This is a genomic window from Desulfomonilaceae bacterium (genome assembly GCA_041662605.1).
Taxonomy (GTDB): Bacteria; Desulfobacterota; Desulfomonilia; order Desulfomonilales; family Desulfomonilaceae; genus CAJBEZ01.
In genome coordinates this window covers 36,529-59,930 of sequence record JBAZSD010000007.1, presented here as the reverse complement: position 1 = coordinate 59,930, position 23,402 = coordinate 36,529, and the positions used below count along the sequence as shown (strand labels likewise).

Genomic DNA, 23,402 nt, shown 5'->3' with positions numbered 1-23,402 from the left:
ATTTGGATTGCGTAAACCAGCGTGTCTACCCGGATCTGAGTATAGGGTTTCCCCGACTGGGACGAGGTTTCCCATGAACGAAAATATATTAGCGGTTCGTGAATATATAGAATTCATTCGTGACGTTCAGGAAGAAGAGCCTATGAATAAGGATTTACAGGCCATATTTAAAGGTCGTCAGGAATATGCTGATGGTGAATATGTAACTTCGGAAAAACCTCGCCCCAATGGCCTATAAAGTTCTGCTTACCAAGACTGCATATAAGAGTTACCACAAGGTTACCGGGAATCTAAAGACGGGCCTTGATCGTTGTCTATCTAATCTTGAGATCAATCCCAATTTTGGGCCTGGGATCAAGAGACTAAAGGGCTTGCTGACTGTTACACATATCAGATTGGCGGTTTACGATTAATTTATGAGGTTCATGAAGAACTATTGCAGGATTAGAGTATATAGCATTCGACCTAGGGGTTACGGTTACAAACATTGATGATTTCTACATCGGGTTGGGTGTCCCCGCCCGTATATTCGCACGGCATAGCCGCGGGTAGGGTTTGGCATTCTGTCATCTCGAGCGAGCGCGGCGACGAGAGATCCATCCAACCCACTTATTCCCTCTATAATCGGTAATGTACGTGATTCGCGATGCAATAGATTTTTGTATGTGAATACCCCTCGGTATAAGCGAGTCAGTGGATTTCTTGAAATTACCCAAGGCGAAGCCCGGGGAATCCTTAAAGTCTTTTGCAGCGGTGGTGTTTGGTCAGCGTATTAAGAAGTTTTGTATCCGTGGTCACTTAATGTGCCAACAACTGGTTGCGCTCGCCGACCGTGGTCATGTTCTCTCCCGCGCTTTTCGCTTCAGTATCTAATCGACCTTTAGGAGCAACCACCACTGCCATTTTAATTGCTCAGGTTTCTTAACACACTAAAATGATTTTTCAGCAACACCGCTTGGTGTAAGTGTATAGCCAAATTTGCCGGCCTGACGAATCAGGTAATTGAGCTTTGAGTTTTTGTGTAGATTGCTCAGATAATCCTCTCCTAGATCTTTGAATTTAGCTCCATGCTTAATCACGTGGTATATGGCTTTGAGAATACGGTGAGCTACGGCCACAATCGCTTTTTTCGGACCGAGTCGAGATCTAAGACTAAAGAATTTTGCCCTAAAATATGACTTCTTGGTCCTGACCGCTGCCCAAGCCACTTCAATTAGGATTGTTTTTAGATTGCCTTTACTAACCGGACTTCGTCCAGAGTGTCTTTTTCCTGCGCTCTCGTTGTTTCCTGGACAAACTCCAGCCCATGAACACAAAGAAGCGGTATTAGGAAAAGTTGAAAGTGTCGGACCTGTTTCAGAAATGATGGAGCATGCTGATATGAAATCAATCCCGGGAATTTCGTTTAGTCTGTCAATAGCGTCTTCATAAGGTTTTAGAAGGCTTCTTAATCTGACTTGAATATCATTTATGAGATGCTCGAGATGGTCTACATTCGAAAGCATCTTTTCCAGCAACCAGCGATGATGATCTTCAAAAAAGCCTTGAATCGCTCGATATAATTCCTTGCCCTTAGATTTCAACTTCCCCCTGAGACATTCTATCACGTCTTCGAGAGCGAGTTCCTGGTCGTTTTTGAGTAAACGTTCCATCAGATTACGACCTGTACGGGTGAATATCTGAGACGCCACAGAATCGATTTTGATATTGGCGGACTCAAAAAGTTTGTGAACCTGTCTTTTGGCATCACCAAGATCCTCTATCTTACTCCGCCTGTACCTGGTCAGATCTCGCCATTGCCGGACATGTTTTTGAGGTATAAAACTTCCTTTTAATAGTCCGACTCTCAGGAGTCCGCATATCCACTGACAATCCGACATGTCTGTTTTTTTGCCTGGAAGATTTTTGAAATGCCGAGCATTAACAAGAATGATCTCAAAAAGACCTTCCATAATATTATGTACTGGCCTCCAATAGATACCTGTGCTTTCCATAGCTACAACAGGACAGTTATGATCGAGCAGCCAGTCCCTCAGGCGACACAAGTCATCAGTAAATGTCTGAAAGACCCTCAACTCACTGTCTTCTTGACCATTTTCGTCCGTGGTGATCAAGCACGCATTGATCAATTTCTTGTGAACATCGAGTCCACAGCATACCTCGTGCATAACTCTCAAAATTGATGTATTTTGCTGTTGGGTCATGGCATCCTCCTGATATTGTATGAAATCGTAATTCTTCTTCAGGTAGTATGCCATGACCCGCTTCTAAACAGTATTCTCATTGTTGGTTGTGCCTGCACAGGGCATGAATGTTCGTTAGAAATGACAATTAGGACCCCCCAATGAAAGTCGTTATCCTAGCAGGTGGTATGGGAACTCGGCTCGCCGAAGAAACCGATAATCGCCCCAAACCCATGGTCGAAATCGGCGGTAAACCGATCCTGTGGCACATCATGAAGATTTATTCGGCTTATGGATTGAATGATTTTATTATCTGCTGCGGATACAAAGGTTTCATGATCAAGGAATATTTTGCCCATTACTTCCTACACATGTCTGACGTCACGTTTGACATGCAAAACAACTGCATGGAAGTTCACCAGAAGAAGGTCGAACCCTGGAAAGTCACGCTCGTTGACACGGGATTAAATACTCAGACTGGCGGCCGACTCAAGAGAGTCGCTTCCTATCTCGATCAGGAGGAATTCTGTTTCACTTATGGTGACGGCGTATCAGACGTGAATATCCAACAAGTGATTGATTTTCATAGGTCAGAGAAAGCTCTTGCGACATTGACCGCTGTAATGCAACCCGGTCGTTTCGGCGCAATAAACCTCGATAAAACAAAAATGATCAGTTTTCAGGAAAAACCTCGCGGTGACGGCGGCTGGATAAATGGTGGTTTTTATGTTTTATCTCCGAAAGTAATTAATTACATTGATAACGATAAAACAATCTGGGAACGGGACCCTCTGGAAAAAATGGCCAAAGAAGGTCGAATGTCGGCTTATCTCCATCCCGGCTTCTGGCAATGTATGGACACCATAAGGGACAAATACATCCTAGAAGATCTTTGGGATTCTGGTACTGCCCCTTGGAAGGTGTGGGATTGACCCCATCCTTCTGGCACAACAAAAAAGTCCTCATAACCGGCCACACCGGCTTCAAAGGCAGTTGGATCTCGCTATGGTTACAATCTTTGGGAGCTGATGTAACCGGATATGCTCTCGCTCCACCGACAGACCCGAGCTTGTTTGATATAGCTAATATTGAAGATCATATTTGCTCTATAATTGGCGATATCAGGGATTTGCCAAAGCTGCAATCCGTAATAGCAGAGAAAAAACCTGAAATAGTTATCCACATGGCGGCTCAGGCTATTGTTAGAAGATCCTATCATGATCCTGTTGAGACTTTTTCCTCCAATGTTATGGGTACTGTCAATGTGCTCGAGGCGATAAGACTCACAGATAGCATAAAAGTGGCGTTAATCGTAACCAGTGACAAATGTTACGAAAACAGGGAATGGCTATGGCCGTACCGGGAAAACGAGCCCCTCGGGGGACATGATCCCTATTCCAGCAGCAAAGCCTGCGCAGAAATAGTGACCGCCGCATACAGGAAATCGTTCTTCAGCGCAACTAACAAGAACGACCGTCAAATATTGTTGGCCACAGCTCGCGCCGGCAATGTAATAGGTGGTGGCGACTGGGCTGCAGATAGGTTAGTTCCAGACATCATAAGGGCTTTTCACAAAGCCGAGCCGGTCATAATCCGGAATCCTGCCGCTATGCGTCCATGGCAGCATGTTCTTGATCCGCTCAACGGCTACCTGACGCTAATCGAAAAACTATGGGAGGGTAACGCTGAATTCGCCGATGCATGGAACTTCGGTCCTGACTATTACGACGCTAAATCTGTGTCTTGGATAGCCAACAAGATGGTCGATCTATGGGGTAATGGAGCTTCATGGAAAACGGATGACTCCGTTCAGCCTCATGAAGCGCACAGTTTGACCCTGGATTCCACAAAAGCACGCACTCTATTGAAATGGACGCCTAAATATGGAGTTGCTGAGGCGCTAACCAAAACCGTAGAATGGTACAAGACATTTTATGATGGTTCTGATGGGCGAACGTTAAAGAAAATGACGTTGGATCAGATTGAGGAATATTCAATTAACGGCCGAATTTCCCACGGTAGAACCGTGGGCTCATGAACGTTGCCCCATCAAGAGGGGCAAATTGGACAACTTTTAAGAGAACTCACCTTTGGCCCCTTGTGGCCAACATTCGTGAACCCATGGCTGCGCCGTGGGTGGGCTGTTGCCATCTCGAGTGAGCGAAGCGACGAGAGATCTATCCCCGGTCGGTGTGGCAATATTCGCTACTGTAGGCGCATTCCCCGACAAAATTGATTTCTCTCTTCGTTCAAAATGACAGATGGTGGAACAGATGTTGATTGAGTCGGCCTGTGAGGGTATGATTCGATTATGAGGATTGTCTCTCCGGATATTCTTCCCAAGTTCTGGCAAAAGCATACTGACGCGGAAATAGCTTTGAAAGTTTGGTTGGCTGATACGAGGAAGGCTCAATGGAAAGAACCGCGAGATATTGAGAGGCAATTTAGCAACGTTAGAATAATTGGAGCCAACAGGGCCGTATTCAATGTCAAAGGAAACAACTACCGTTTAGTGGCTGTCATTCAATATAAAAAGGGATTGGTAGACATTCGATTCGTTGGGACTCACGCAAAATACGACAAAATAGACCCGCGAGAGGTCTAACCCACAATGGTTCGATTTAACCAAAGGGATTTTAATATGCAGATTAAGCCAATTCGCACCGAAGATGACTACAAATCGGCATTAGCTAGAGTACGTGAAATATGGGACGCTGAGGATGGAACACCAGAGTCCGATGAGTTGGACGTTCTGGCGCTATTGATTGAGGCGTACGGAAATGAACATTATCCCATAGTTCCTCCTGACCCAATCGACGAGATTGAGTATCGATTGCAGGAGACCGGGATGGCGCCTGAACATGTTGAGATAATGATCAACAGAATCAATGAGTTAAGGCCCAACGCCAACGTTTTAATTCTTGCCAATCAACCTGTAACTTCAGCTAAGCCCAAAAAGCTCAAAAATAAACGGGCTCCTAAGCCAAATCAGAACATTGTCACTGCTTGAAAACTCTAAAAAGAACACCAATTAACCCTTCAACGTTTACACATCGTGGGGTTTTATGGCATAACCTTACATGCTGTGGGTAGGCTGCTGTCATCTCGACCCTTGGGAGAGATCTTGTCCTTAACTAGCCCTGAAAGGGCGTCTTATGCCAGCCCCGGCTGAAGGCCTGGGAATCGAACGACGTTCGAAAGGACGTTCATTAGCATCCAATAGTGACGGGGGCCCCTTCCCGAAAATTTCCCACGGTAGAACCGTGGGCTCATGAACGGCGCCTTGAAGAGGGGGCAAATCGGACAACTCTTGAACCCATTCCCCTATGGCCGCCCTCCCTCTGTGGCCCAACATTCGTGAACCCATGGCTGCGCCGTGGGTGGCTGTTGTCATCTCGAGTGAACGTGTAGCAGCGACTATTATCATTTCGACGACCAACGATAGTCATTTCGAGTGAGCTTTGCGACGAGAAATCTACCCAACCCCCGTATGACCTCTATGGCCGGCAATGTATGTAATTGCGGACGGGATGGATTTCTCGCTTCACACGAAATGACACGGGTAAGCCCTGAATGGGCGTCACAATCCAGCGCAGGCTAACGGCCTGGGCATCCTTGCAGGTGGTATGGGCGCCCGGTTCGCCGAATAAACCGACAATCCTGGATTCAAACACCCTGTGCGTGGTATATTGACCACAAAGTGAGGTTTCGGACATGTCTGACACTGAATCCCTTAACAGAATAACAATTAACCCGAGAATATTCGGCGGAAAACCAATAATTCGAGGCCGAAGACTTGCTGTCGAACATGTTTTGGGTATGCTGGCCGCAGGGGACACAATTGAATCCATCCTTGAAGGATATCCATGGTTGGAGCGTGAAGACGTGCTGGCGTGCCTATTGTACGCCCGAAGGATCGTTGGGCATGAACGGGTTGAGCCCATGTTTTCGGACACTGGCGTATGAAGTTGCTTCTCGACACGTGCGTTTGGGGCCCCGCTTCACAGCGTCCTAGATCTGAAGGTCATGATGTAGTTTGGGCGGGTGAATGGCCCGAAGATCCTGGAGATGAAGAGATTCTGGAACGAGCCTATATTGAGGGTAGAATCCTCGTAACGCTGGATTAGGATTTCGGAGAACAAATTCCGTCGGAGTATAATATTGAAACAAAAGACAGGGTGTCCCATGCCAACACCAATCACAATTATAGAAATTGAAAAAGAGATCAAGAGCCTCTCACGTGACGAACAGTTGATGTTAATGGAAAAACTTGTCAGACAGTTACGGAAATCAGGACAATCTGACAGTGAACTCGATTGGAAACATCTCTATGGCCTTGGTAAAGATCTTTGGAGGACTGAAGATGCCCAGGAATATGTCAACAGCCTGAGAGAGGACAGACTGTGACTCTGTCCGAAGAATTTGCTCGTATAAATAGCGTCTTCATCGACACAGCCCCCATCATCTATTACCTACAGGGTCACCCTGAATTTGGCCCACTTGCCAGAGAAGTTGTGATTGCCATCGAATCAGGAAGTTTGGCAGCGTATTCATCGGTTCTAACTCTAACTGAAGTCTTGATAAAACCGGTAGCCATCAATGATGTGACGCTTGCGCAAAAATTCGTTCAATTCATCAAATACGCCAAGCATCTTACTCTTATCGAGATATCAGAAGGGATAGCAGAGACTGCCGGCAATTTGAGAGGCCGTTATTCTTTTCTTAAGACCGTTGACGCCTTACAAGTGGCTGCTGCCCTTGATGTGGAGGCGGACGCATTTCTCACCAATGATGCGAAGCTAAAGCAGATAAAAGAGTTGAGAGTCATCTTATTAAAAGACTATTTACTTTCCTAATTCGTGGTTATTTGCATCATTATCTCGAACGAGCCTTGAAGAGGGGGCAAATATGATCACTCTTGAGAGAACATCCCCTACAGCCCTGGAAGGGCGGCGTCAGAATAGACCATAGCAACGCTATGGGTAATAAATCCGGAGCGCATTCCCCTTTGGGCCGCTCCCGCGGTCCAATATTCATATCGTAAGGGTTCAAAGTCTTGAACCTTTTTTGCGCCGTGGGGAATTTGGGTTGCAGTTAATCATCTTTGACACTGACCTTGATCTCTTTTAAAATGAAATCAGTGCGGAGGACGCTATGCTTGCCAAAAAGATTGATGAATTCAGTTCAGATGATTTGATCACTTATGATTTTGCCGATACAGAACATCAGGCTGAATTCGACGCTCTAACCAATAATGAAGATCGTCTTGATTACATCGAACTCACAAAAGGTATCGAACAGGTCAAAGACCACGGGACAATATCGCTGGACGAACTTAAGGCGCTCCTGAGTGCAGAATAGTGGATCAAAGCAATATCGTGTCAATATTAATCGACATGTCTCAAAAGAGATCACGCGGATTCCTAAGGCAATAGCCTCCAAAATACTGACCAAAATATCTAGGCTCCAACAAAATCCTTTCCCCAGTGGTTGCAAAAAGGTGTCAACTCTGGAAAATGGCTACAGATTGAGGCAGGGAGATTACAGAATCCTGTACGTAGTAGATTTGTCTTCGTCCATGATCACGATAGTCTCTATTTCTCACAGGAAAAAGGCCAATCGGAACATTTCCGACTAGCCCTGAAGGGGCGTTTTATTCCAGCCTAGGGTGAAGGCCTTGGTTGGGACGATCGAACGATGTTCGAAAGGACGTTCATTAGCGTCCAATAGTAACGGGCGTCCCTGCCCTACAATCCCCCACGGTAGAACCGTGGGCTCATGAACGGTGCCTTGAAGAGGGGGCAAATTGGACAACTCTTAAGAGAACTCACATTTGGCCCTTGTGGCCAACATTCGTGAGCCCGTGGCTGCGCCGTGGGTGGATTTGGATCGTTCATTTCGGTTTTTTGTTGCTCAAAATGTTGAGCCGCTCCTGCGCCGTGGGTGGTGGTTGTGATTTGGCCTGCTGTCATTTCGACAGAGCCTTGCGACGAGAAATCTTACCAAGTATTGTGTAACAATATGGCCTGTCATGTACGTATTCCGCTGCGGGATGGATTTCTCTCTTCGTTCGAAATGACATTCCCCAACAAGCCCTGAAAGGGCGTTTTATGCCAGCCCAAGGCGAAACCCTGGGCATCCTCGCAGGTGCTATGGGAACTCGGCTCGCCGAAGAAACCGATAACCATCCAAAACCTATGGTCGAAATCGTGGCCCAGCCAATGATCAGTGATTGCCAATTTCGATAAAAATGGATAAGCTATTGATCAAGGAGAACTATCATGGCTGTTCCAATAACTCCTACGCCGGTCCAGACTGGTGGTTCAAGATATGGAGGCAATTATGCTTAGAGAAGAGCCGTTCTCTTTTAGAGTTGTTATACGGCAAGAGCCTGACGGCTGGGTGGCGCATTGTCTTGAGCTAAACCTTGTGACTGTGGCTGAGACGGTCAATGAGGCAGAGTCGGACATCATCGATGTAATAGAGTCTCACGTCCGATATGCTCTTGAAAATGACAATTTGGAATACATGTACCATCCGGCCCCACTGAGTGTTTGGAAAGATTTTTTCAACTGTGAGGACCGGGAAAAAAACTCTTACCGCAGAGACCCCATATTCAAAGATGATTCTTCACTTATTCCCATAATTGAAGCTAGCAAGTGCTTTTATAGACAAATTTGTCATGCCTAAATCCCCTGTACGGTTCAAGGATCTGCTCAAAGCCCTCAAGCCGTATCGAGTGAAAGTTAAGCGGGGCGGTAAAGGATCGGAGACTATCCTGGTCCGCCCTCTTTCCGAAAACTCTCCGAAGGGGCCGCAATACACTATAAAAAAACATGGGACAAACCCAGAGATATCTTGGCGTGTCATCGAAGCGTTACTTGCAAGCCTTGGCATTCCTAAAGACGCTGTTTGGCCCTAAAGCCGAGATAAGTCATTCCACGATACATAGCGCCACCTTAGCGACGAGAAATCTTACCAAGTATCGTGTAACAATATGGCCTGTCATGTACGTATTCCGCTGCGGGGTGGATTTCTCTCTTCTTTCGAAATGACATTCGCAAGCCCTGAAAGGGCGTTTTATTCCAGCCTAGGGTGAAGGCCTGGGGGGAATCGAACGATGTTCGAAAGGACGTTCATTAGCGTCCAATAGTGACGGCGTCCCTTCCCGAAAATCCCCCACGGTAGAACCGTGGGCTCATGAATGTTGCCCCATTAAAAGGGGCAAACATGACAACTCTTGAATATATTCCCCTTTGGGCCGGCTTCCCCCGGTCCAACATTCATATCGTAGTGGCTCAAAATCTTGAACCCCTTGCGCTATAGGTGGGTGTTTGCATATTGAACCTTTATTGCGCCATGGGAATTTTGGATCTTGTCTTTATTCATGGTGGCGACGGGCGTCCGCGCCTATATATTTGGATTGCCTACAGGTAGCGCCCTGGAAGTTGCAATAATCGGCTGCAATAGGTATGCTTAACTTAGTCCGAGACAATAGGAAGCCCCTAGGAGCTTGTGACGAAAACAGGAACAGCCACAATTGGAACAGAAGGGAACGAAAACGTTAAGCTACCGGCTCATAGTTTTGAAGATCCGGCTTTCCAGGCTGAATTCGAGGCATTAACCGAACCGGAAGATAGATTGGATTATTTAGTTGCTTTTAAAGCCTTCGCTAGTCCAGAGCCGGAAGAAACCATAACGCTTGAGGAAATGAAGGCCTTGCTGGAAGTTGAATGAACATGAATTACCGTTTAGCGTCATAATCGAAAAGACGGCTCAAAAACAACTCCAGTCCATTCCGAGATCCGACGCCATAAAAGTCTTGGTTAAAATCGATGTACTTCGTGCGGATCCAATGCCCAGAGGCTGTAAAAAGCTTTCTGTGCCGATGTCATCATTTAGGGTTCTCTCCGGGAATTACAGAATAATTTATAAAATAGATTTCAAAGATCGTGTAGTTATCATTCGAGATGTGGGACATAGAAAAAGCGTTTACAAGCAAATGCAACGTTCTAAATAGCATATCGCCTCGCGAGAGATCTTGATCCTTCATAGCCCTGAAAGGGCGTCGTCAGAACAGACCATAGCAACGCTATGGGTAATAAATCCGGAGTGTATTCCCCTTTGGGCCGCTCCTGTGGCCCAACATTCGTGAGCCCATGGCTGCGCCGTGGGTGGATTTGGATCGTTCATTTCGGTTTTTTGTTGCTCAAAATGTTGAGCCGCTCCTGCGCCGTGGGTGGTGGTTGTGATTTGGCCTTCTGTCATCTCGAGCGAGCGTAGCGACAAGATCTTTCCAATCCGTTTATTTACCCCTATGGTCGGCAATGTATGTGACCCTCGACCGGATGGATTTTTCTCTTCGTTCGAAATGACATGGTAGAAAATAACCACCAAAGAATAGCCAATGAAGCTAATTAGTGTCGTTACCCCATGTTTCAATAAAGAAGAAAATGTTGAAGAGCTTTATCTTCGGATCAAGGCGGTCTTTGAGAAACTGGACGGTTACGATTACGAACACATTTTTGCTGACAATGCTTCTACCGGCAATACAGTCAAAATATTGTCACGTCTAGTCTCAAAAATAAAGTATGCCACATTTCAGCTACTTGACGACGAAGCGGTCCTAAAAGCGGCGGGATATTAATGGTTGACAATGAATTAGCCGTTTTTGAAAACTATAAAATCCGTCGTCATTACGACGAACAGACAGAAGTCTGGTATTTCTCTGTGGTCGATATTTTACAGGTTCTGATACAGCAATCGGATTATCAGGCGGCTCGAAACTACTGGAAAGTTTTGAAAAACCGTTTAAGAAAGGAAGGCAGCGAGTCGGTTACAAAATGTAACCGACTGAAACTGGAAGCCGCAGACGGAAAGAAATATCTGACCGATGTTGCTGATCCGGCAACACTGTTGCGAATTATTCAGTCTGTGCCCAGTTCCAAGGCTGAACCGATAAAATTATGGCTGGCAAAGGTAGGATACGAGCGGTTGCAGGACATGAGCGATCCAGCTCGTTCACTCGAACGTGCCCGTGAATACTGGCGTGAGCAGGGCAGAAGCGAAAAGTGGATCCAACAGCGGATGCTTGGTCAGGAAACCCGTAACAAACTTACTGATTATTGAAAACTGCAGATGTAGGGGAAAAGGGCGGACAAGATAGCTAAAAAGGCTCGGTTGGAGTTGGAGGAAAAAACACGAAAAAGTGTTATTACATTCGAAAACTATCTTCCAACGGCGACAAAAAAAATTCCGTTAAAACATAAACAGGTCAGCAACGAGGAGTCTGATTGATTGACATCTCGACAGAGCCTTGCGACGGCTGTCATTTCGAGTGAGCGAACAATGTCATCTCGACCCTTGGGAGAGATCTTGTCCTTAACAAGCCCTGAATGGGCGCATTAATCCAGCCCAGGTTGAAGGCCTGGGGGGATCGAACGACGCTCGAAATGACGTTCATTAGCGTCCAATAGTGACGGGCGTCCCTGCCCTACAATCCCCCACGGTAGAACCGTGGGCTCATGAACGTTGCCCCGTTAAGAGGGGCAAATTGGACTACTCTTAAGAAAACTCACCTTTGGCCCTTGAGGCCAACATTCGTGAGCCCATGGCTTCGCCATGGGGGTTTTGCGGCACGTCATTCATTAAAGGTGATTCAATTGTTCGCAATAAAATGCTACTACAAAGACGGCCACATCGAGCTTACCGAATCAATACCGGAAGCCATCTCATCTGCTGAACTCAACATCGTTGTAATGCCGGAACAAATTTCCAACTCCGAGGCTGAATTCCAGGCCATTGGCTTGAACAGTTTCTTCAAAACCAAGGACGATGCTGAGATCGACTGGGAGAAATTCTTTGGGCTTGAGCAATGTCTTTGGCCTAACCCTGAATATCTAACGATGATTTTCATGAATAATCCTCCCAAATGCCGTTTCTTCGGAAAGCCCTTAAAAAAACTTCTGTTGACCTTAGAGCTTATCCAACTCCCAATTCGTGTTTAAGTCCGCAGGATCTAGAAAAGATGCAGCCGCTTTATGCTTTTCTGACTCATGTTTCTCATGAGTGTTTTCTCTTACTCCGTGTCAATTATCGGCACTGCTTTTTGTAAGAATGTTCAGCCGAAGCATGTGCCATAATTTTGCGGATCTCAATGTAATTACTGCTATATCTGAAAAGTCAATCTCCAATAACGGAGTGTGACGTAGGACCGTTCAGCAAACATCCCAACTTAATGGAGGCATCATGTCATTACGTAGTAAGATTAATGGGTTATACCAACTATGTCAAGTTTTTATGCTTCAGCATCGCATTAGTCTTAGGGCACTACGGCTTTTACCGACAAACATAAATGGCTTCAATTATTCTCAGAACTGGGTGCCTGCTGTACCCGTAAGTGAACCGTCACCGGCTCAAAAATCACTCACAGACATGGAGAATACAAACCCTTTAAAGGCGTTTTTCGATTCCAGAGATACGGGACGAGGTATCTGGAAGTGGGCACATTATTTTGAGATCTACCATCGCCACTTCAAGAAATTTATTGGTAAGAAAGTTAATCTTCTTGAGATAGGGGTCTACAGCGGTGGAAGTATGGAGATGTGGAGGGATTATTTTGGACCAAATTGTCAAATTTTCGGCGTAGACATACAAGAGTCGTGCCGAGTTTACGACAATGATTACACGCATATTTTTATTGGAGACCAGTCAGATCGTACGTTTTTAAAAAGGCTCAAGAAGGAAGTGCCGGGCATTGATATTGTGATTGATGATGGCAGTCATATGGCAGCGCATCAAATCGTAACACTTGAGGAAATGCTACCCCATCTTAAGCCTGGGGGGGTGTATGTCTGCGAAGATCTCAGTGGAGATTTCAACGGTGGTTTCGCCAGTTACACTTTCGGACTCGTAGAAACGCTGAACATGTGGAGTGGTCCCGTGGAAACTGGAATTACTCCTAATCAGTTTCAGACCTGGATTAAGTCTATAAGTTGTTACCCATATGCAATAGTCATTGAGAAATCGGAGACCCCGGTTCGGCAGTTCATTGCTTCAAGACATGGCACGGAGTGGCAACCATATTAACCCTACAATGCGACATATTGTTTTTTTGATTGTAATCTCAACTTTCGCTCTTGGCTAATAGCCTAAGTCTAATGAGAGCTAGGGTCTCTTTCATAGTTGTTTGAATTATTTCCATGACCAGTTGTTCCGTATTCTTCGCAAAATTCTCAGATTTTGTCACACACTACTGAGAGTATACGAACCAAAGCTTCAGCAAGAGAGATGTCGTGGATTTCCTCTGAAGCGCTCAGGAAAAGGGCGCCTATTGTCCTATCATCCGAGGAACATCGTTGTTCCACAGCCAGGAAGCTATACCGGATCATGAAAATCGATTAATGGGCCACAATAGAGTCGAAATCACGGACTTGGATCTCGGAGTCTAGCTTTAGATAGTGTTTGGCCATCTTGAAGAATACTTCGATATCCCAACGCTTTCCATAAATGCGGACTACATCCTTATCCGGCAGAGCAAGATCAGTGCATAATATGGCAAGCCATTTCTGGCTATTATTACGGTTGCGAACAAAAACCAGCTTGGCCTCGTGTTTGTCTCCGATTCCAACTATCATCGAGCCCTTGATATTAGCTTTGCCCGGTCGTTTCCTTATCTTGCAATAGATCTTCGAAAGTGTAAGAGATTGTCCATTAAGCTCGTAAAAAAACTTTTGGGGTATTTTTGACCATGCAGATGACATGGATATGTTCCACAATGGATCGAACTACAACCGGAAAACCAAACCAGGAGTCCATCAGCAAATACTTTGCTCGAATTGAGAGCCTTAAGGCCCGTTTAACCATGGGTACGATCAACTCTGTGGACTTCACGAAAGCTTCCCTTCGTCTTTTAGCGCCACAAGTCCTTTGGTCCATTGTCTTGGTGATTCCCTGGATTTGGTTCTTCTCTTTGGTTGAAGTGAGCACGGCATGATCACAGGGAATGAATGTCGCTCCGTCTGACCAGCCTAGAGTCAGCATTCTGAATCCTTTGATAAATTTCTTGGATCAATGATCGTAAACTTTGGACAGAAGCTCTACCTTGCAAGACCGACTTCGATCATAGATGGTAGTGTCCAATATCAAGACCTTCTCTCTGTCCGTAGATGTAAGAGGCTCCAAGAAAGCCATTGTGATCATTTGGGACAAAAACCCGATCAGACGACGCCAATTATACCTGTGACAACTGAGGAATCTGTAAACAGTGTCTTTTCCCATCTGAGGCTTAGAATTCCTGTGAACCCCGGTGAAGATGTTTTTACCAACAAAGGCCAATTCAAAAATGGCACTAAGAACCAAAAGTGGCCTGATACCACGGAACTGCCTGATGCCGGCTTGGTTTAGCAGCGTGCAAATCTTAAACCGAGTCATAATTGCGTCGATCCGATCGGTAAGCTCTTGATCCACTGTCTCAAATGGAGCAACTCTCATTGTGGAGCGTCCTCCCTGTGCGATTTTTTGTCCGCAATACTTAAATAGCACATCGGACGTCCATGCCCGAGACTATTATGCCGTTTTAATTACCCTTTTGTCCTTTTTATCAACTGCGGAAGTTGAGTAATATTAGTTGAAATTTAAAAAAATAAATTCCAATGAAGTGGAATCTCAGCCCGGTATTGGTAATCTGATCGTTCGACTCTGGTGTCATTTGACCAGGCGCCGTCAGAGACAAGTTGGCCTGCTGTTGGTATTGATGCTGGTCAGCGCATCTGCCGAGGTAGTCACAGTTGGCGCTGTAATTCCGTTCATTGGAGCGTTGGCGGCCCCGAATCGTATCTTTGATCAACCGATCGTGAGAAGCATGGCAAATGCCCTTGGCATTGCTTCATCCGACCAACTTATATTGCCTTTCACCATAGCTTTCGCTCTTACGGCGATTACCGCCGGAATCATACGCTTCCTTTTGTTGTGGGCTAGTACACGGCTTGCTAACGTCATGGGAGCTGATTTAAGCACCGAGCTTTATCTCCAGGCTTTGTATCAACCTTACCGGATACAAGTGACCCGTAACAGTAGCGAGTTGATCAGCCGCATTAATGCCAAGGCTTGGATGGCTGTAACGGTTATTCAGTCGTTGCTTAATTTGGTTGCTTCTGTTTCTCTGGTTATTTTTCTGGTACCGGTTCTAATGGCAATTGATCGACTGGCAGTCACAATAACGGCTGGGGTCTTCATAATTAGCTATGGGTTCATCACTCGGTTATCTCGAGCTCGGCTATATATCAACAGTCAGCGTGTTGCTAAGGATAGCACCCTGGTTGTTAAAGCACTACAAGAAGGGTTCGGGGGCATCCGTGATGTTATTCTTAATGGGGTGCAGTCAGTTTATAGCGACATTTTTCGTAGAGCGGACTTGCCCTTACGTATCGCCTCATCTTCAAACACTGTCATTGCCACCTGTCCGAAATTCGCCATGGAAGCCTTGGCCATGGTTGTGCTAGCCGGGTTAGCTTATGGTCTTAACGCCAAGACAGGAGGTTTCAGTGACTCTTTTCCGGTTCTGGGCGCACTTGCTTTGGGCGCTCAACGTCTCCTTCCCGCCCTTCAGCAGATTTATTCAAGCTGGGCCTCAATTGCTGGGAGCCAGGCCTCTTTGACCGAAGTAGTTGACATGCTCGATCTGCCTTTGCCTAACGAAGCTACTGATCCTGGGCTCGCACCCCTTGAATTCAAAGACTCCATTCGTTTTGAGTCTGTGCGTTTCCGTTACTTGACAGATGGACCCTGGGTTCTGGATGGTCTCAATTTCACAATACCAAAGAGGTCAAGTGTTGGTTTTGTAGGCGCTACCGGCAGTGGTAAGAGTACGACCTTGGATCTATTAATGGGCCTTCTGGACCCAAATGAGGGCCAGATACTTGTAGATGGACTCTCGATAAGTGGGCCCTGTCGCCGCGCATGGCAACGTCTAGTAGCCCACGTTCCGCAAACCATTTTCCTTGCTGATACGACGTTTTCGGAAAACATAGCTTTTGGAGTCCCCCTCAAAGACATTAATATGGAACGAGTCCGTGAGGTAGCACACCAGGCTCAGATAGACGATTTTATCGAAAGCAGTCCCGAGGGGTACAACACATTTGTTGGTGAACGAGGTATAAAACTTTCGGGAGGTCAACGCCAAAGGGTCGGTATCGCTCGGGCTTTGTACAAACAAGCCTCAGTTTTGGTATTCGACGAAGCCACCAGTTCCCTCGATAACGCCACAGAACAAGCTGTTATGGAATCAATAGAGAAATTAAACCGAGATTTCACAATCCTAATCATTGCCCATAGACTCACTACTGTTAAACGCTGCGACAAAATCATAGAACTTGCACACGGTCGCGTAGTTGCCCAAGGTTCATACGAAGAATTGCTGCAAACTAGTCCCAGTTTCAATAGAATGGTTAAAGCTGTAGCGTGATACGGTAACTGGGAAAGTTGTTATCTTTGCAAGTCGCCTTTGAATGATATCACTAACGACACAGGCAAGCTAAGAAATGGTCTAATGGTATACGACATTTGAACGTGACTTTTAAGCGCAAGCTGCTTGTTCATGCTGCTGCCCTCTGTTTTCATTAGTCTAGAGTAGCTTATGCACTAAAGTCAGCGTCCTTTTTCCCCAAGCCATTACCGTTACTACAGTTACGACAATCGGCTCAGTTTGGAACTGACAGAAATGTATCAAATCAACCCCAATGCTCTTTGCAGTCAAAAAAGAGGCTAGTTCATGAACAAACCGGGACACTGCCGATTTTGCGAGAAGCCTTTAACGCACACTTTTGTTGATCTAGGATCATCGCCCCCTACCAATTCTTTATTGACTCGCGACGAAACTCAACAAATGGAGCCATTCTATCCTTTACACGCCTATGTTTGCGACGAGTGTTTCCTTGTACAACTTTCCCATTCCATTACGCCAGACGAAATCTTTAGAGAATATGTATACTTCTCTTCATATTCAGATACATGGCTGGCTCATGCTGAACAATATACTTCAAACATGGTTGATCGGTTTGGTTTCGATAATAACAGCCTCGTGGTGGAGATCGCCGGGAACGACGGCTATTTGCTACAATATTTCAAAGAGCTAGGCATTCCTTGTCTTAACATCGAACCAGCGCTCAATGTTGCTGATATGGCACGCTCCAAGGGAATTGAAACAATAACCGAATTCTTTGGCGTGTCGCTGGCCGAACAACTTGTTTCCCAAGGCAAAAACGCCGACTTACTCTTGGGCAATAACGTGCTCGCTCATGTGCCGGACATTAATGATTTTGTCCGTGGCATGAAATTACTCCTGAAGCCAAACGGCGTTATCACAATGGAGTTCCCGCATATCCTGAAACTTATGGAACAAACCCTTTTTGATACAATCTACCACGAGCACTATTCATATTTGTCGCTTTGTACAGTCAAAAGAATTTTCGAAAGCCACGGTCTGGGACTCTTTGATGTTGAAGAGTTTCCCTTTCAAGGCGGTTCTTATCGCATTTACGCTCAGCAAGCTGATAGTGGCTCCCAAAAAGCGACTCGCAGATTGAACGACACGATTCAGATTGAAATAGATTCGGGGCTTTCAAGCCTGGAAGCATATGGTGATTTTTCTGAAAAGGTCAAACAGACCAAACGCAAGCTGGTGTCACTTCTAATTCAAATAAAGAACCAGGGTAAATCGATTGTCGGTTATGGAGCGCCTGCTAAAGGGAACAATCTATTAAATTATTGCGGCATTAGGACAGATTTTCTGGATTATACCGTTGATATTAGCCCGTTAAAACAGGGCTTGTTCATACCCGGAAATCATATTCCGATTTTTCATCCTGATAAAATCAAGGAAACTAAGCCTGATTATGTCCTTATTTTGCCGTGGAATTTGAAGGATGAGATTATGGCTCAGATGAGCCACATCAGGGATTGGGGCGGTAAGTTCATAATTCCAATTCCTGATCCGGTTATTTTTTGATATTCGATGATATTTACCGAAATCAAGCTGGCAGGCGTCTTCATAATTGATATTGAACCTATTTCAGATGAACGAGGCTTCTTCGCAAGAACGTTTTGTAAGAAAGAATTTCAACAAAGAGTTCTCGTTTCTGAATTCGATCAATGTAGTGTCTCATACAACAAAACAAAGGGCACATTGAGGGGAATGCATTACCAAGCTGCTCCCCACGCTGAAACCAAGATAGTGTCCTGCATAAAAGGCGCTTTCTACGATGTAGTGTTGGATCTGAGACGTGAGTCTAACACATTCAAACAGTGGGTTGGAGTGGAACTTACTTCGGGAAATCGCCGTTCATTGTATATTCCAGAAGGTTGCGCTCATGGATTTCTCACACTGCAAGATAACAGCGAGGTCTATTACCAGATTTCTGAATTCCATCATCCAGAATCCGCTCGAGGTGTCAGATGGGATGACCCGGCGTTTGGGATAGAATGGCCTGTTAAAGTTGCCAATGTTTCATCGCGGGATCAATCTTATCCTTTCTGGAGAGTTTTTTGAAACCACGAATCTATTACACCAAGCATTCAATCATAGGGAAATATGTGGCATATGCCACGGATGTCGTAGGGGGACATAAGGGACGCCTTACGAGACCTGAAACGCATTTAAAATGGTCCCTGCATTGAGAGCGCTATGACCCTCCGTGTCCTTGTCACCGGCGCTACGGGGTTTGTCGGCAGGCAAATTGTTCGGTCGCTGGCTGCGCAAGGCGCCGACATCGTTGCGGTGGTGCGCGAAGGCAAAGTGTCGCAGGTTGAGGCCCTACCACGTATCACTGGCGTCACCTCGACACCCGATGCCTTTGCGGAATCCCCTGACTGGTGGGCGAGGGTCTGTAAGGGTGTTGATACTGTCATCCACGCCGCCTGGTATGTGGAACCCGGAAAATATCTACAGTCGCCCAAAAACCTCGATTGCCTAAGCGGTACCCTCAATATTGCCCGAGGCGTGGTTCAGGCAGGCGTTAGACGGTTCGTGGGTGTGGGCACCTGCGTTGAATATGACCTGGAGCTTGGTGTGTTGTCGGTGGTAACGCCACTGAAACCCCTCACCCCCTACGCCGCGGCCAAGGCCGCCGCCTACATGGCGCTCTCGCAGTGGCTCCCTGGCCAGTCAGTGGAGTTTGTCTGGTGCCGGTTGTTCTACCTCTATGGGGAAGGTGAGGATGAACGCCGATTGGTGCCCTACGTGCGCGCTAAACTGGCTGCAGGAGAAGTCGCCGAATTAACCAGCGGAAAACAGATTCGCGATTTTCTGGATGTGGTCGAGGCAGGACGTCTCATTGCGAAATCGGCCATTGGAACACAGCAAGGCCCGGTGAACATCTGCTCGGGAGTATCCATTACGGTGCGCCAGTTGGCTGAGCAAATTGCCGATGAGTATGGTCGGCGCGACCTGCTCAAGTTTGGGGCGCGACCCGACAACTCTTTGGATCCGCCCTGTGTCTTTGGAATCAGGAACTTATGATGTTATTTGCTACTTCACACTAAACAGAGGAAAGAATAATGGAAGGCATGGACATGAAACTTGGTTCGACATCAACCCATGATATCGAACTCACAAATAAAATGTTGAGTATTGCTAAAAAACGACCGCTGGAAGAAATTTTTCAAGCGTTTCCAGCTTATACGAGACGACAATTGCTGACAAGATTCTTGGCATACTACGAACTATTCAAGAAGATTCAAGACACACCAGGATGGATTGCTGAGTGTGGTGTGTACAGAGGGTTTAGTTTTTTCTCTTTAGGGAAGTTTTTAGAAATATTCTGCATGGGTGATAAAACAAGAAAAATCATCGGATTTGACAACTTTAAGGGATTCACACCCCTTCACCCGAAAGATGGCCCCCCTGATCCTAAAGTTACGAGGCATGAAGGCGGAACTAATCCAGAAGACTTTGAAGATGAATTTATGGAACTCCTCAAATGCGCTAATAATGATTGCTTTGCGCCATGGGCTGAACGAATGGTTTTGGTAAATGGTGATGCCAGAGTAACGATTCCGGACTATTGCAATAAAAACCCAGGACTCAGACTGTCCATGCTCCATATTGATGTTGATATTTATGAACCCGTCTTGACTGCCTTTGAACACTTATATCCTAAGGTATTACCGGGTGGAATCATTGTGCTCGATGAGTTTGCGCACAAGGACTGGCCTGGTGAGAGTGCTGCTCTTGAAGACTACTTCAAAGCAAACAATTTGCTCACACCAAAACTACAAACCCTATCATGGGTGGGTAGTCCTACCACATTTTTTATAAAAACCGAGTGGTGAAAATGAGAATCTTGCATTTGAGCACTCATCTCGGCGGCGGCGTAGGAAGGTTTTATAAAAACATATTACGGTATGACCTCGAAAATGAACACGTTTTTGCCCTGATAGAATCACCCAAGGATCGCCAATTGCTTCCTGAGGCTCATCAGTGGTTTTTGGTTGACGCACACGAACATTTTCATTCCGAAATTGAAAAAGCCGACATTGTTCAAATAGAGTTTTGGAATCATCCTAAGCTATATTCATTTTTGGTCAATATGAGCGCATGGCCCTCATGTAGGCTTGCTCTTTACTCTCATGTATCTGGCATATTCCCACCTGCTTACTTGCCCCCTGCGCTAGCAAAGTCAGTTGATAAGCTTTTGCTTGCCACGTTTGCGTCAAAATTTAGCGATGCAGCAACTGAACTCAAGGATGATCTGACGGTCGTTCCCGAATTTGGCGGGGGGGATCGAACTGCGCATATAAAAAATAAGCCGCATTCTGATTTCGTAGTTCTTTATATTGGGTCGGCCGATGCACTAAAGATTCATCCGGAATTAATTAGTTGGTGCGTCGAGCTATGCCAAATAGACAACATGATTAAATTCATCTTTTGCACACAAGATGACTCCAAAGCATTGAGCCGTCGCGTGCCAAAAGATCATATAGAAAACTTTACATTCTATGAGAGACTAGAGGATCTCACAACGGTTATAGAGTTTAGCGACATATTTGGTTACGCATTGCATCCGCGTCACTTCGGCACAGGTGAGCAAGCTTTGATCGAGGCAATGAGTGCAGGTTTAGTACCGATTGTAATGGATAATCCTGCCGAGAGATTTATTGTAAGTAATGGTAATACTGGAATTCTCGCCAAAAGCGACAAAGAATATAAGGATGCGGTCCTTTTTTTAAAGCGGAATCCTGATGTGCTGAACTTGTTTAGACAGCGAGCACGGCAAGCGGCAAAAAGCTTAATGTCGGCAGAAAACACCACAGAAATATTTCACGCCGTATACCTTCACATGGCAAAAATGTACAACAAGAACAAGCATAGTTTTCCACTTGCAGATGCGTCACCGTGGCAATTATTTTTGATGTCGCAGGGCGACGACGCAAAAGTTTTTGAAAGAGCTACTCAAAATGTGGACAGAGTGCAAGCGAAGTTCACTCGTTGGCAACTGAAATATTATGATAACCACCTTTCCCCTAAAAAGGGGACACTATCGCAATGGTACGGAATTTTTCCCGAAGACGAAAGGCTTTGTCTCGCAATGAAAACAATTTCAGAAGCTAACATGTTTGAATTTAACAATGAGCTAGGTTGACAAATATAGACAGATGGATCAAGCAAAATCTTCGGCGTGGTCTCTTGCCAACACTATTAATAAGGTCTAGTTTCCAGCGGACTTGAATCAGACTGCATTTAATCTGGGAACCATGCTTATTTACCGGCTTGAACCGAAATTGAGAAAAGGGGACTGACTCAGATGAGAGTTTCGCTAATTGCGCCACCCAGGCTATCGGGCTTAAGGGAGATCAAAACCAATATACCGCCAACGGCGCTTCTGTACTTGGCCTCAACGCTGCGTGCCCACAACCATACCCCATGTATTCACGATTTATCCATTGTCTCTGGGCTTACAACAGACAACAGAGACGAATTGCCGCAGGCAGTGTTGCAGGCAATTGACAGATTTACTCCAGATTTATTCGCTATCAATTGTTTTACCACATTGCATTTCCGATCAATTTCCCACATCTCGAAGTCGTTACGTAAGCAATACCCCGATATTCCAATTGTCCTGGGTGGGGCTCACCCGAGCCTCTTTCCCAAGGATATTCTCAAGAATTGTTCTTACATTGATTACATTGTTGTAGGGGAAGGAGAAGAACAGATTGTACAACTTGCAAACATGCTTTCCCTCAATGGAGCCAACGGTGATCTTTCCCATATTCAATCTTTTGCATGGAGAAAGGAAGGAGAGATCATCTACCAGCCACGCCGAAGTTTTGTGGGTGATTTGGATTCGTTGGCCGACCCAGCGTGGGATCTGATAAATATTACCGACTATTATACCGACCATTCTGACTGGAATAATCCTAAGAATCAAACATTCCATCTTGGAATACCGATTTTATCATCCCGCAGTTGTCCATTTGGGTGCAACTTCTGTGCAGCATACACGATTATGGGGCGGAAGCTTCGCCTGCGCTCTCCACAGCGCGTTGTTGATGAAATGCAAATGCTTCATGAAAAACATGGACAGAACTATTTTTCGTTTCTTGATGATAATATGAACGTCAATAAACCCCACATTCTTGCAATCTGCGCTGATATTTGCAAAAGAAACCTTAATATACAATTTGAAACACTCAGTGGCCTGCATATGGGTTCTTTGGATAGTCAAGTGATCGATGCGCTTGAGCAGGCTGGATGCGTATTTGTTCGTCTTCCCATTGAACATGGTAACGATCGGATCCGTAATGAGGTGATCGGCAAACGACTGGATCGCGAAAAAATTTATGAAGTATGTGAAGCCTTCAAAAAAACAAACATCCGTATTTGCGGCATGTATATTATGGGGTTTCCTGAGGACTCTTGTGAGACACTTGAGGATACCCGAAAAATGATACTTGAGCTGCAAGTTGACATAAATATAGTATTCAACTTGCTCCCTTTTCCGGGCACACGAGTTTTTGAACAGGCATTGAGAGACGGACTTTTTTTGCGGAACTACGACCGGGATCTTTTATGGACTGGCGAAACTGCCTTGGACCCGACTGATACTGCAAGCCAATTCATTTTGAAACCTTACAACATGACCATGGATGAACTTGTGATCTATCGCGGTATCTTTGACAAGTTAAGAATTTTCACAAATGAAACGGTTCAGGAATAAAATAAAC

Annotated in this window: 32 protein-coding genes; 26 read left to right on the top strand and 6 right to left on the bottom strand. The window is 45.6% G+C overall.

What is annotated here, in order from left to right; all coding sequences use genetic code 11:
• The first annotated feature begins 73 nt into the window (after positions 1–73).
• Complete coding sequence (locus tag WC647_07760) at positions 74–238, top strand: hypothetical protein (protein MFA6222195.1); 165 nt, start codon at positions 74–76, stop codon at positions 236–238.
• Positions 228–413, top strand: a complete 186-nt coding sequence (locus WC647_07755) for a hypothetical protein (GenBank protein ID MFA6222194.1) — start codon at positions 228–230, stop codon at positions 411–413. Before WC647_07760 ends, WC647_07755 begins: the two co-directional genes overlap by 11 nt.
• Positions 414–929: 516 nt before the next feature.
• On the opposite strand, the gene WC647_07750 is transcribed toward WC647_07755, so the two are convergent.
• A complete protein-coding gene (locus WC647_07750) occupies positions 930–2,204 on the bottom strand; it encodes an IS110 family transposase (GenBank protein MFA6222193.1) in 1,275 nt (424 codons plus the stop codon).
• 140 nt (positions 2,205–2,344) lie between these two features.
• Here WC647_07750 and rfbF point away from each other — a divergent pair, with 140 nt between their 5' ends.
• From rfbF to WC647_07730, 4 genes are all read left to right on the top strand, one after another.
• On the top strand, positions 2,345–3,115 hold the full coding sequence (rfbF, locus tag WC647_07745) for a glucose-1-phosphate cytidylyltransferase (protein MFA6222192.1): 771 nt from the start codon (positions 2,345–2,347) through the stop codon (positions 3,113–3,115).
• Positions 3,112–4,221, top strand: a complete 1,110-nt coding sequence (gene rfbG / locus WC647_07740; GenBank protein MFA6222191.1) for a CDP-glucose 4,6-dehydratase — start codon at positions 3,112–3,114, stop codon at positions 4,219–4,221. Before rfbF ends, rfbG begins: the two co-directional genes overlap by 4 nt.
• 273 nt (positions 4,222–4,494) lie before the next feature.
• Positions 4,495–4,788, top strand: coding sequence for a type II toxin-antitoxin system HigB family toxin (locus WC647_07735; GenBank protein MFA6222190.1), 294 nt, complete (start codon positions 4,495–4,497; stop codon positions 4,786–4,788).
• 36 nt (positions 4,789–4,824) lie between these two features.
• Entirely contained in the window at positions 4,825–5,193 is a 369-nt protein-coding gene (locus WC647_07730) for a hypothetical protein (GenBank protein MFA6222189.1), read from the top strand.
• A gap of 120 nt (positions 5,194–5,313) precedes the next feature.
• Here the strand turns inward: WC647_07730 and WC647_07725 are convergent, their stop codons facing one another.
• On the bottom strand, positions 5,314–5,610 hold the full coding sequence (locus WC647_07725; GenBank protein MFA6222188.1) for a hypothetical protein: 297 nt from the start codon (positions 5,608–5,610) through the stop codon (positions 5,314–5,316).
• 287 nt (positions 5,611–5,897) lie between these two features.
• Between WC647_07725 and WC647_07720 the strand changes: the two genes are divergently transcribed.
• The 9 genes from WC647_07720 (at position 5,898) to WC647_07680 (ending at position 9,920) form a co-directional block, all read left to right on the top strand.
• Positions 5,898–6,149 carry a DUF433 domain-containing protein gene (locus tag WC647_07720; GenBank protein ID MFA6222187.1) on the top strand — a complete coding sequence of 84 codons (252 nt, stop codon included), beginning with the start codon at positions 5,898–5,900 and terminating at the stop codon, positions 6,147–6,149.
• Positions 6,146–6,310, top strand: a complete 165-nt coding sequence (locus tag WC647_07715; GenBank protein ID MFA6222186.1) for a DUF5615 family PIN-like protein — start codon at positions 6,146–6,148, stop codon at positions 6,308–6,310. The genes WC647_07720 and WC647_07715 overlap by 4 nt, the downstream gene beginning before the upstream one ends.
• Before the next feature lie 58 nt (positions 6,311–6,368).
• The gene (locus WC647_07710; protein MFA6222185.1) at positions 6,369–6,590 is read left to right on the top strand and encodes a hypothetical protein; all 222 of its coding nucleotides are present in this window, start codon (positions 6,369–6,371) and stop codon (positions 6,588–6,590) included.
• A complete protein-coding gene (locus WC647_07705; GenBank protein MFA6222184.1) occupies positions 6,587–7,039 on the top strand; it encodes a type II toxin-antitoxin system VapC family toxin in 453 nt (150 codons plus the stop codon). The genes WC647_07710 and WC647_07705 overlap by 4 nt, the downstream gene beginning before the upstream one ends.
• A 298-nt stretch (positions 7,040–7,337) precedes the next feature.
• A complete protein-coding gene (locus tag WC647_07700; GenBank protein ID MFA6222183.1) occupies positions 7,338–7,544 on the top strand; it encodes a hypothetical protein in 207 nt (68 codons plus the stop codon).
• Positions 7,534–7,821 (top strand): type II toxin-antitoxin system RelE/ParE family toxin, encoded by a 288-nt coding sequence (locus WC647_07695; GenBank protein ID MFA6222182.1) that lies wholly within the window; start codon positions 7,534–7,536, stop codon positions 7,819–7,821. The genes WC647_07700 and WC647_07695 overlap by 11 nt, the downstream gene beginning before the upstream one ends.
• A gap of 704 nt (positions 7,822–8,525) precedes the next feature.
• Positions 8,526–8,873, top strand: coding sequence for a hypothetical protein (locus WC647_07690; GenBank protein MFA6222181.1), 348 nt, complete (start codon positions 8,526–8,528; stop codon positions 8,871–8,873).
• Positions 8,866–9,105: a hypothetical protein gene (locus tag WC647_07685; GenBank protein MFA6222180.1), complete on the top strand. Its 240-nt coding sequence runs from the start codon at positions 8,866–8,868 to the stop codon at positions 9,103–9,105. Before WC647_07690 ends, WC647_07685 begins: the two co-directional genes overlap by 8 nt.
• Before the next feature lie 593 nt (positions 9,106–9,698).
• Positions 9,699–9,920 carry a hypothetical protein gene (locus WC647_07680; GenBank protein MFA6222179.1) on the top strand — a complete coding sequence of 74 codons (222 nt, stop codon included), beginning with the start codon at positions 9,699–9,701 and terminating at the stop codon, positions 9,918–9,920.
• A 312-nt stretch (positions 9,921–10,232) separates the two neighbouring features.
• On the opposite strand, the gene WC647_07675 is transcribed toward WC647_07680, so the two are convergent.
• Positions 10,233–10,472, bottom strand: coding sequence for a hypothetical protein (locus WC647_07675; GenBank protein ID MFA6222178.1), 240 nt, complete (start codon positions 10,470–10,472; stop codon positions 10,233–10,235).
• A 118-nt stretch (positions 10,473–10,590) separates the two neighbouring features.
• Here WC647_07675 and WC647_07670 point away from each other — a divergent pair, with 118 nt between their 5' ends.
• The 4 genes from WC647_07670 (at position 10,591) to WC647_07655 (ending at position 13,271) form a co-directional block, all read left to right on the top strand.
• The gene (locus WC647_07670; protein MFA6222177.1) at positions 10,591–10,830 is read left to right on the top strand and encodes a glycosyltransferase; all 240 of its coding nucleotides are present in this window, start codon (positions 10,591–10,593) and stop codon (positions 10,828–10,830) included.
• The gene (locus WC647_07665) at positions 10,830–11,312 is read left to right on the top strand and encodes a BRO family protein (protein ID MFA6222176.1); all 483 of its coding nucleotides are present in this window, start codon (positions 10,830–10,832) and stop codon (positions 11,310–11,312) included. Before WC647_07670 ends, WC647_07665 begins: the two co-directional genes overlap by 1 nt.
• Positions 11,313–11,845: 533 nt before the next feature.
• Entirely contained in the window at positions 11,846–12,190 is a 345-nt protein-coding gene (locus WC647_07660; GenBank protein MFA6222175.1) for a hypothetical protein, read from the top strand.
• Between the two features lie 241 nt (positions 12,191–12,431).
• Positions 12,432–13,271, top strand: coding sequence for a class I SAM-dependent methyltransferase (locus WC647_07655; protein MFA6222174.1), 840 nt, complete (start codon positions 12,432–12,434; stop codon positions 13,269–13,271).
• Positions 13,272–13,582: 311 nt separating this feature from the next.
• Here the strand turns inward: WC647_07655 and WC647_07650 are convergent, their stop codons facing one another.
• Genes WC647_07650 through WC647_07640 form a run of 3 tightly spaced genes read right to left on the bottom strand, consistent with a single transcriptional unit; the run spans position 13,583 to position 14,675 of the window.
• Positions 13,583–13,945, bottom strand: coding sequence for a hypothetical protein (locus WC647_07650; GenBank protein ID MFA6222173.1), 363 nt, complete (start codon positions 13,943–13,945; stop codon positions 13,583–13,585).
• Positions 13,896–14,225 carry a hypothetical protein gene (locus WC647_07645; GenBank protein ID MFA6222172.1) on the bottom strand — a complete coding sequence of 110 codons (330 nt, stop codon included), beginning with the start codon at positions 14,223–14,225 and terminating at the stop codon, positions 13,896–13,898. The genes WC647_07650 and WC647_07645 overlap by 50 nt, the downstream gene beginning before the upstream one ends.
• A 27-nt stretch (positions 14,226–14,252) precedes the next feature.
• Positions 14,253–14,675, bottom strand: coding sequence for a hypothetical protein (locus WC647_07640; GenBank protein MFA6222171.1), 423 nt, complete (start codon positions 14,673–14,675; stop codon positions 14,253–14,255).
• A 136-nt stretch (positions 14,676–14,811) separates the two neighbouring features.
• On the opposite strand from WC647_07640, the gene WC647_07635 reads away from it, so the two are divergent.
• The 7 genes from WC647_07635 (at position 14,812) to WC647_07605 (ending at position 23,395) form a co-directional block, all read left to right on the top strand.
• Positions 14,812–16,647 (top strand): ABC transporter ATP-binding protein, encoded by a 1,836-nt coding sequence (locus WC647_07635; protein MFA6222170.1) that lies wholly within the window; start codon positions 14,812–14,814, stop codon positions 16,645–16,647.
• A gap of 306 nt (positions 16,648–16,953) precedes the next feature.
• Positions 16,954–18,189 carry a class I SAM-dependent methyltransferase gene (locus WC647_07630; protein ID MFA6222169.1) on the top strand — a complete coding sequence of 412 codons (1,236 nt, stop codon included), beginning with the start codon at positions 16,954–16,956 and terminating at the stop codon, positions 18,187–18,189.
• 6 nt (positions 18,190–18,195) lie between these two features.
• Positions 18,196–18,729, top strand: coding sequence for a dTDP-4-dehydrorhamnose 3,5-epimerase (gene rfbC, locus WC647_07625; GenBank protein MFA6222168.1), 534 nt, complete (start codon positions 18,196–18,198; stop codon positions 18,727–18,729).
• 135 nt (positions 18,730–18,864) lie between these two features.
• Complete coding sequence (locus WC647_07620; protein ID MFA6222167.1) at positions 18,865–19,698, top strand: NAD(P)-dependent oxidoreductase; 834 nt, start codon at positions 18,865–18,867, stop codon at positions 19,696–19,698.
• A 38-nt stretch (positions 19,699–19,736) separates the two neighbouring features.
• Positions 19,737–20,510 carry a TylF/MycF/NovP-related O-methyltransferase gene (locus WC647_07615; GenBank protein ID MFA6222166.1) on the top strand — a complete coding sequence of 258 codons (774 nt, stop codon included), beginning with the start codon at positions 19,737–19,739 and terminating at the stop codon, positions 20,508–20,510.
• A 2-nt stretch (positions 20,511–20,512) separates the two neighbouring features.
• The gene (locus WC647_07610) at positions 20,513–21,820 is read left to right on the top strand and encodes a glycosyltransferase family 4 protein (protein ID MFA6222165.1); all 1,308 of its coding nucleotides are present in this window, start codon (positions 20,513–20,515) and stop codon (positions 21,818–21,820) included.
• 162 nt (positions 21,821–21,982) lie between these two features.
• On the top strand, positions 21,983–23,395 hold the full coding sequence (locus WC647_07605) for a radical SAM protein (GenBank protein MFA6222164.1): 1,413 nt from the start codon (positions 21,983–21,985) through the stop codon (positions 23,393–23,395).
• The last annotated feature ends 7 nt before the right edge of the window (positions 23,396–23,402 follow it).

Coding starts and splice junctions, on each gene's coding strand:
- WC647_07760 (MFA6222195.1), top strand. CDS start 74: ATGAACGAAAATATATTAGCGGTTCGTGAATATATAGAATTCATTCGT.
- WC647_07755 (MFA6222194.1), top strand. CDS start 228: ATGGCCTATAAAGTTCTGCTTACCAAGACTGCATATAAGAGTTACCAC.
- WC647_07750 (MFA6222193.1), bottom strand. CDS start 2,204: ATGACCCAACAGCAAAATACATCAATTTTGAGAGTTATGCACGAGGTA.
- rfbF (MFA6222192.1), top strand. CDS start 2,345: ATGAAAGTCGTTATCCTAGCAGGTGGTATGGGAACTCGGCTCGCCGAA.
- WC647_07735 (MFA6222190.1), top strand. CDS start 4,495: ATGAGGATTGTCTCTCCGGATATTCTTCCCAAGTTCTGGCAAAAGCAT.
- WC647_07730 (MFA6222189.1), top strand. CDS start 4,825: ATGCAGATTAAGCCAATTCGCACCGAAGATGACTACAAATCGGCATTA.
- WC647_07725 (MFA6222188.1), bottom strand. CDS start 5,610: ATGATAATAGTCGCTGCTACACGTTCACTCGAGATGACAACAGCCACC.
- WC647_07720 (MFA6222187.1), top strand. CDS start 5,898: ATGTCTGACACTGAATCCCTTAACAGAATAACAATTAACCCGAGAATA.
- WC647_07715 (MFA6222186.1), top strand. CDS start 6,146: ATGAAGTTGCTTCTCGACACGTGCGTTTGGGGCCCCGCTTCACAGCGT.
- WC647_07710 (MFA6222185.1), top strand. CDS start 6,369: ATGCCAACACCAATCACAATTATAGAAATTGAAAAAGAGATCAAGAGC.
- WC647_07700 (MFA6222183.1), top strand. CDS start 7,338: ATGCTTGCCAAAAAGATTGATGAATTCAGTTCAGATGATTTGATCACT.
- WC647_07690 (MFA6222181.1), top strand. CDS start 8,526: ATGCTTAGAGAAGAGCCGTTCTCTTTTAGAGTTGTTATACGGCAAGAG.
- WC647_07685 (MFA6222180.1), top strand. CDS start 8,866: ATGCCTAAATCCCCTGTACGGTTCAAGGATCTGCTCAAAGCCCTCAAG.
- WC647_07670 (MFA6222177.1), top strand. CDS start 10,591: ATGAAGCTAATTAGTGTCGTTACCCCATGTTTCAATAAAGAAGAAAAT.
- WC647_07665 (MFA6222176.1), top strand. CDS start 10,830: ATGGTTGACAATGAATTAGCCGTTTTTGAAAACTATAAAATCCGTCGT.
- WC647_07655 (MFA6222174.1), top strand. CDS start 12,432: ATGTCATTACGTAGTAAGATTAATGGGTTATACCAACTATGTCAAGTT.
- WC647_07650 (MFA6222173.1), bottom strand. CDS start 13,945: ATGTCATCTGCATGGTCAAAAATACCCCAAAAGTTTTTTTACGAGCTT.
- WC647_07645 (MFA6222172.1), bottom strand. CDS start 14,225: ATGCTGACTCTAGGCTGGTCAGACGGAGCGACATTCATTCCCTGTGAT.
- WC647_07640 (MFA6222171.1), bottom strand. CDS start 14,675: ATGAGAGTTGCTCCATTTGAGACAGTGGATCAAGAGCTTACCGATCGG.
- WC647_07630 (MFA6222169.1), top strand. CDS start 16,954: ATGAACAAACCGGGACACTGCCGATTTTGCGAGAAGCCTTTAACGCAC.
- rfbC (MFA6222168.1), top strand. CDS start 18,196: ATGATATTTACCGAAATCAAGCTGGCAGGCGTCTTCATAATTGATATT.
- WC647_07620 (MFA6222167.1), top strand. CDS start 18,865: ATGACCCTCCGTGTCCTTGTCACCGGCGCTACGGGGTTTGTCGGCAGG.
- WC647_07615 (MFA6222166.1), top strand. CDS start 19,737: ATGGAAGGCATGGACATGAAACTTGGTTCGACATCAACCCATGATATC.
- WC647_07610 (MFA6222165.1), top strand. CDS start 20,513: ATGAGAATCTTGCATTTGAGCACTCATCTCGGCGGCGGCGTAGGAAGG.
- WC647_07605 (MFA6222164.1), top strand. CDS start 21,983: ATGAGAGTTTCGCTAATTGCGCCACCCAGGCTATCGGGCTTAAGGGAG.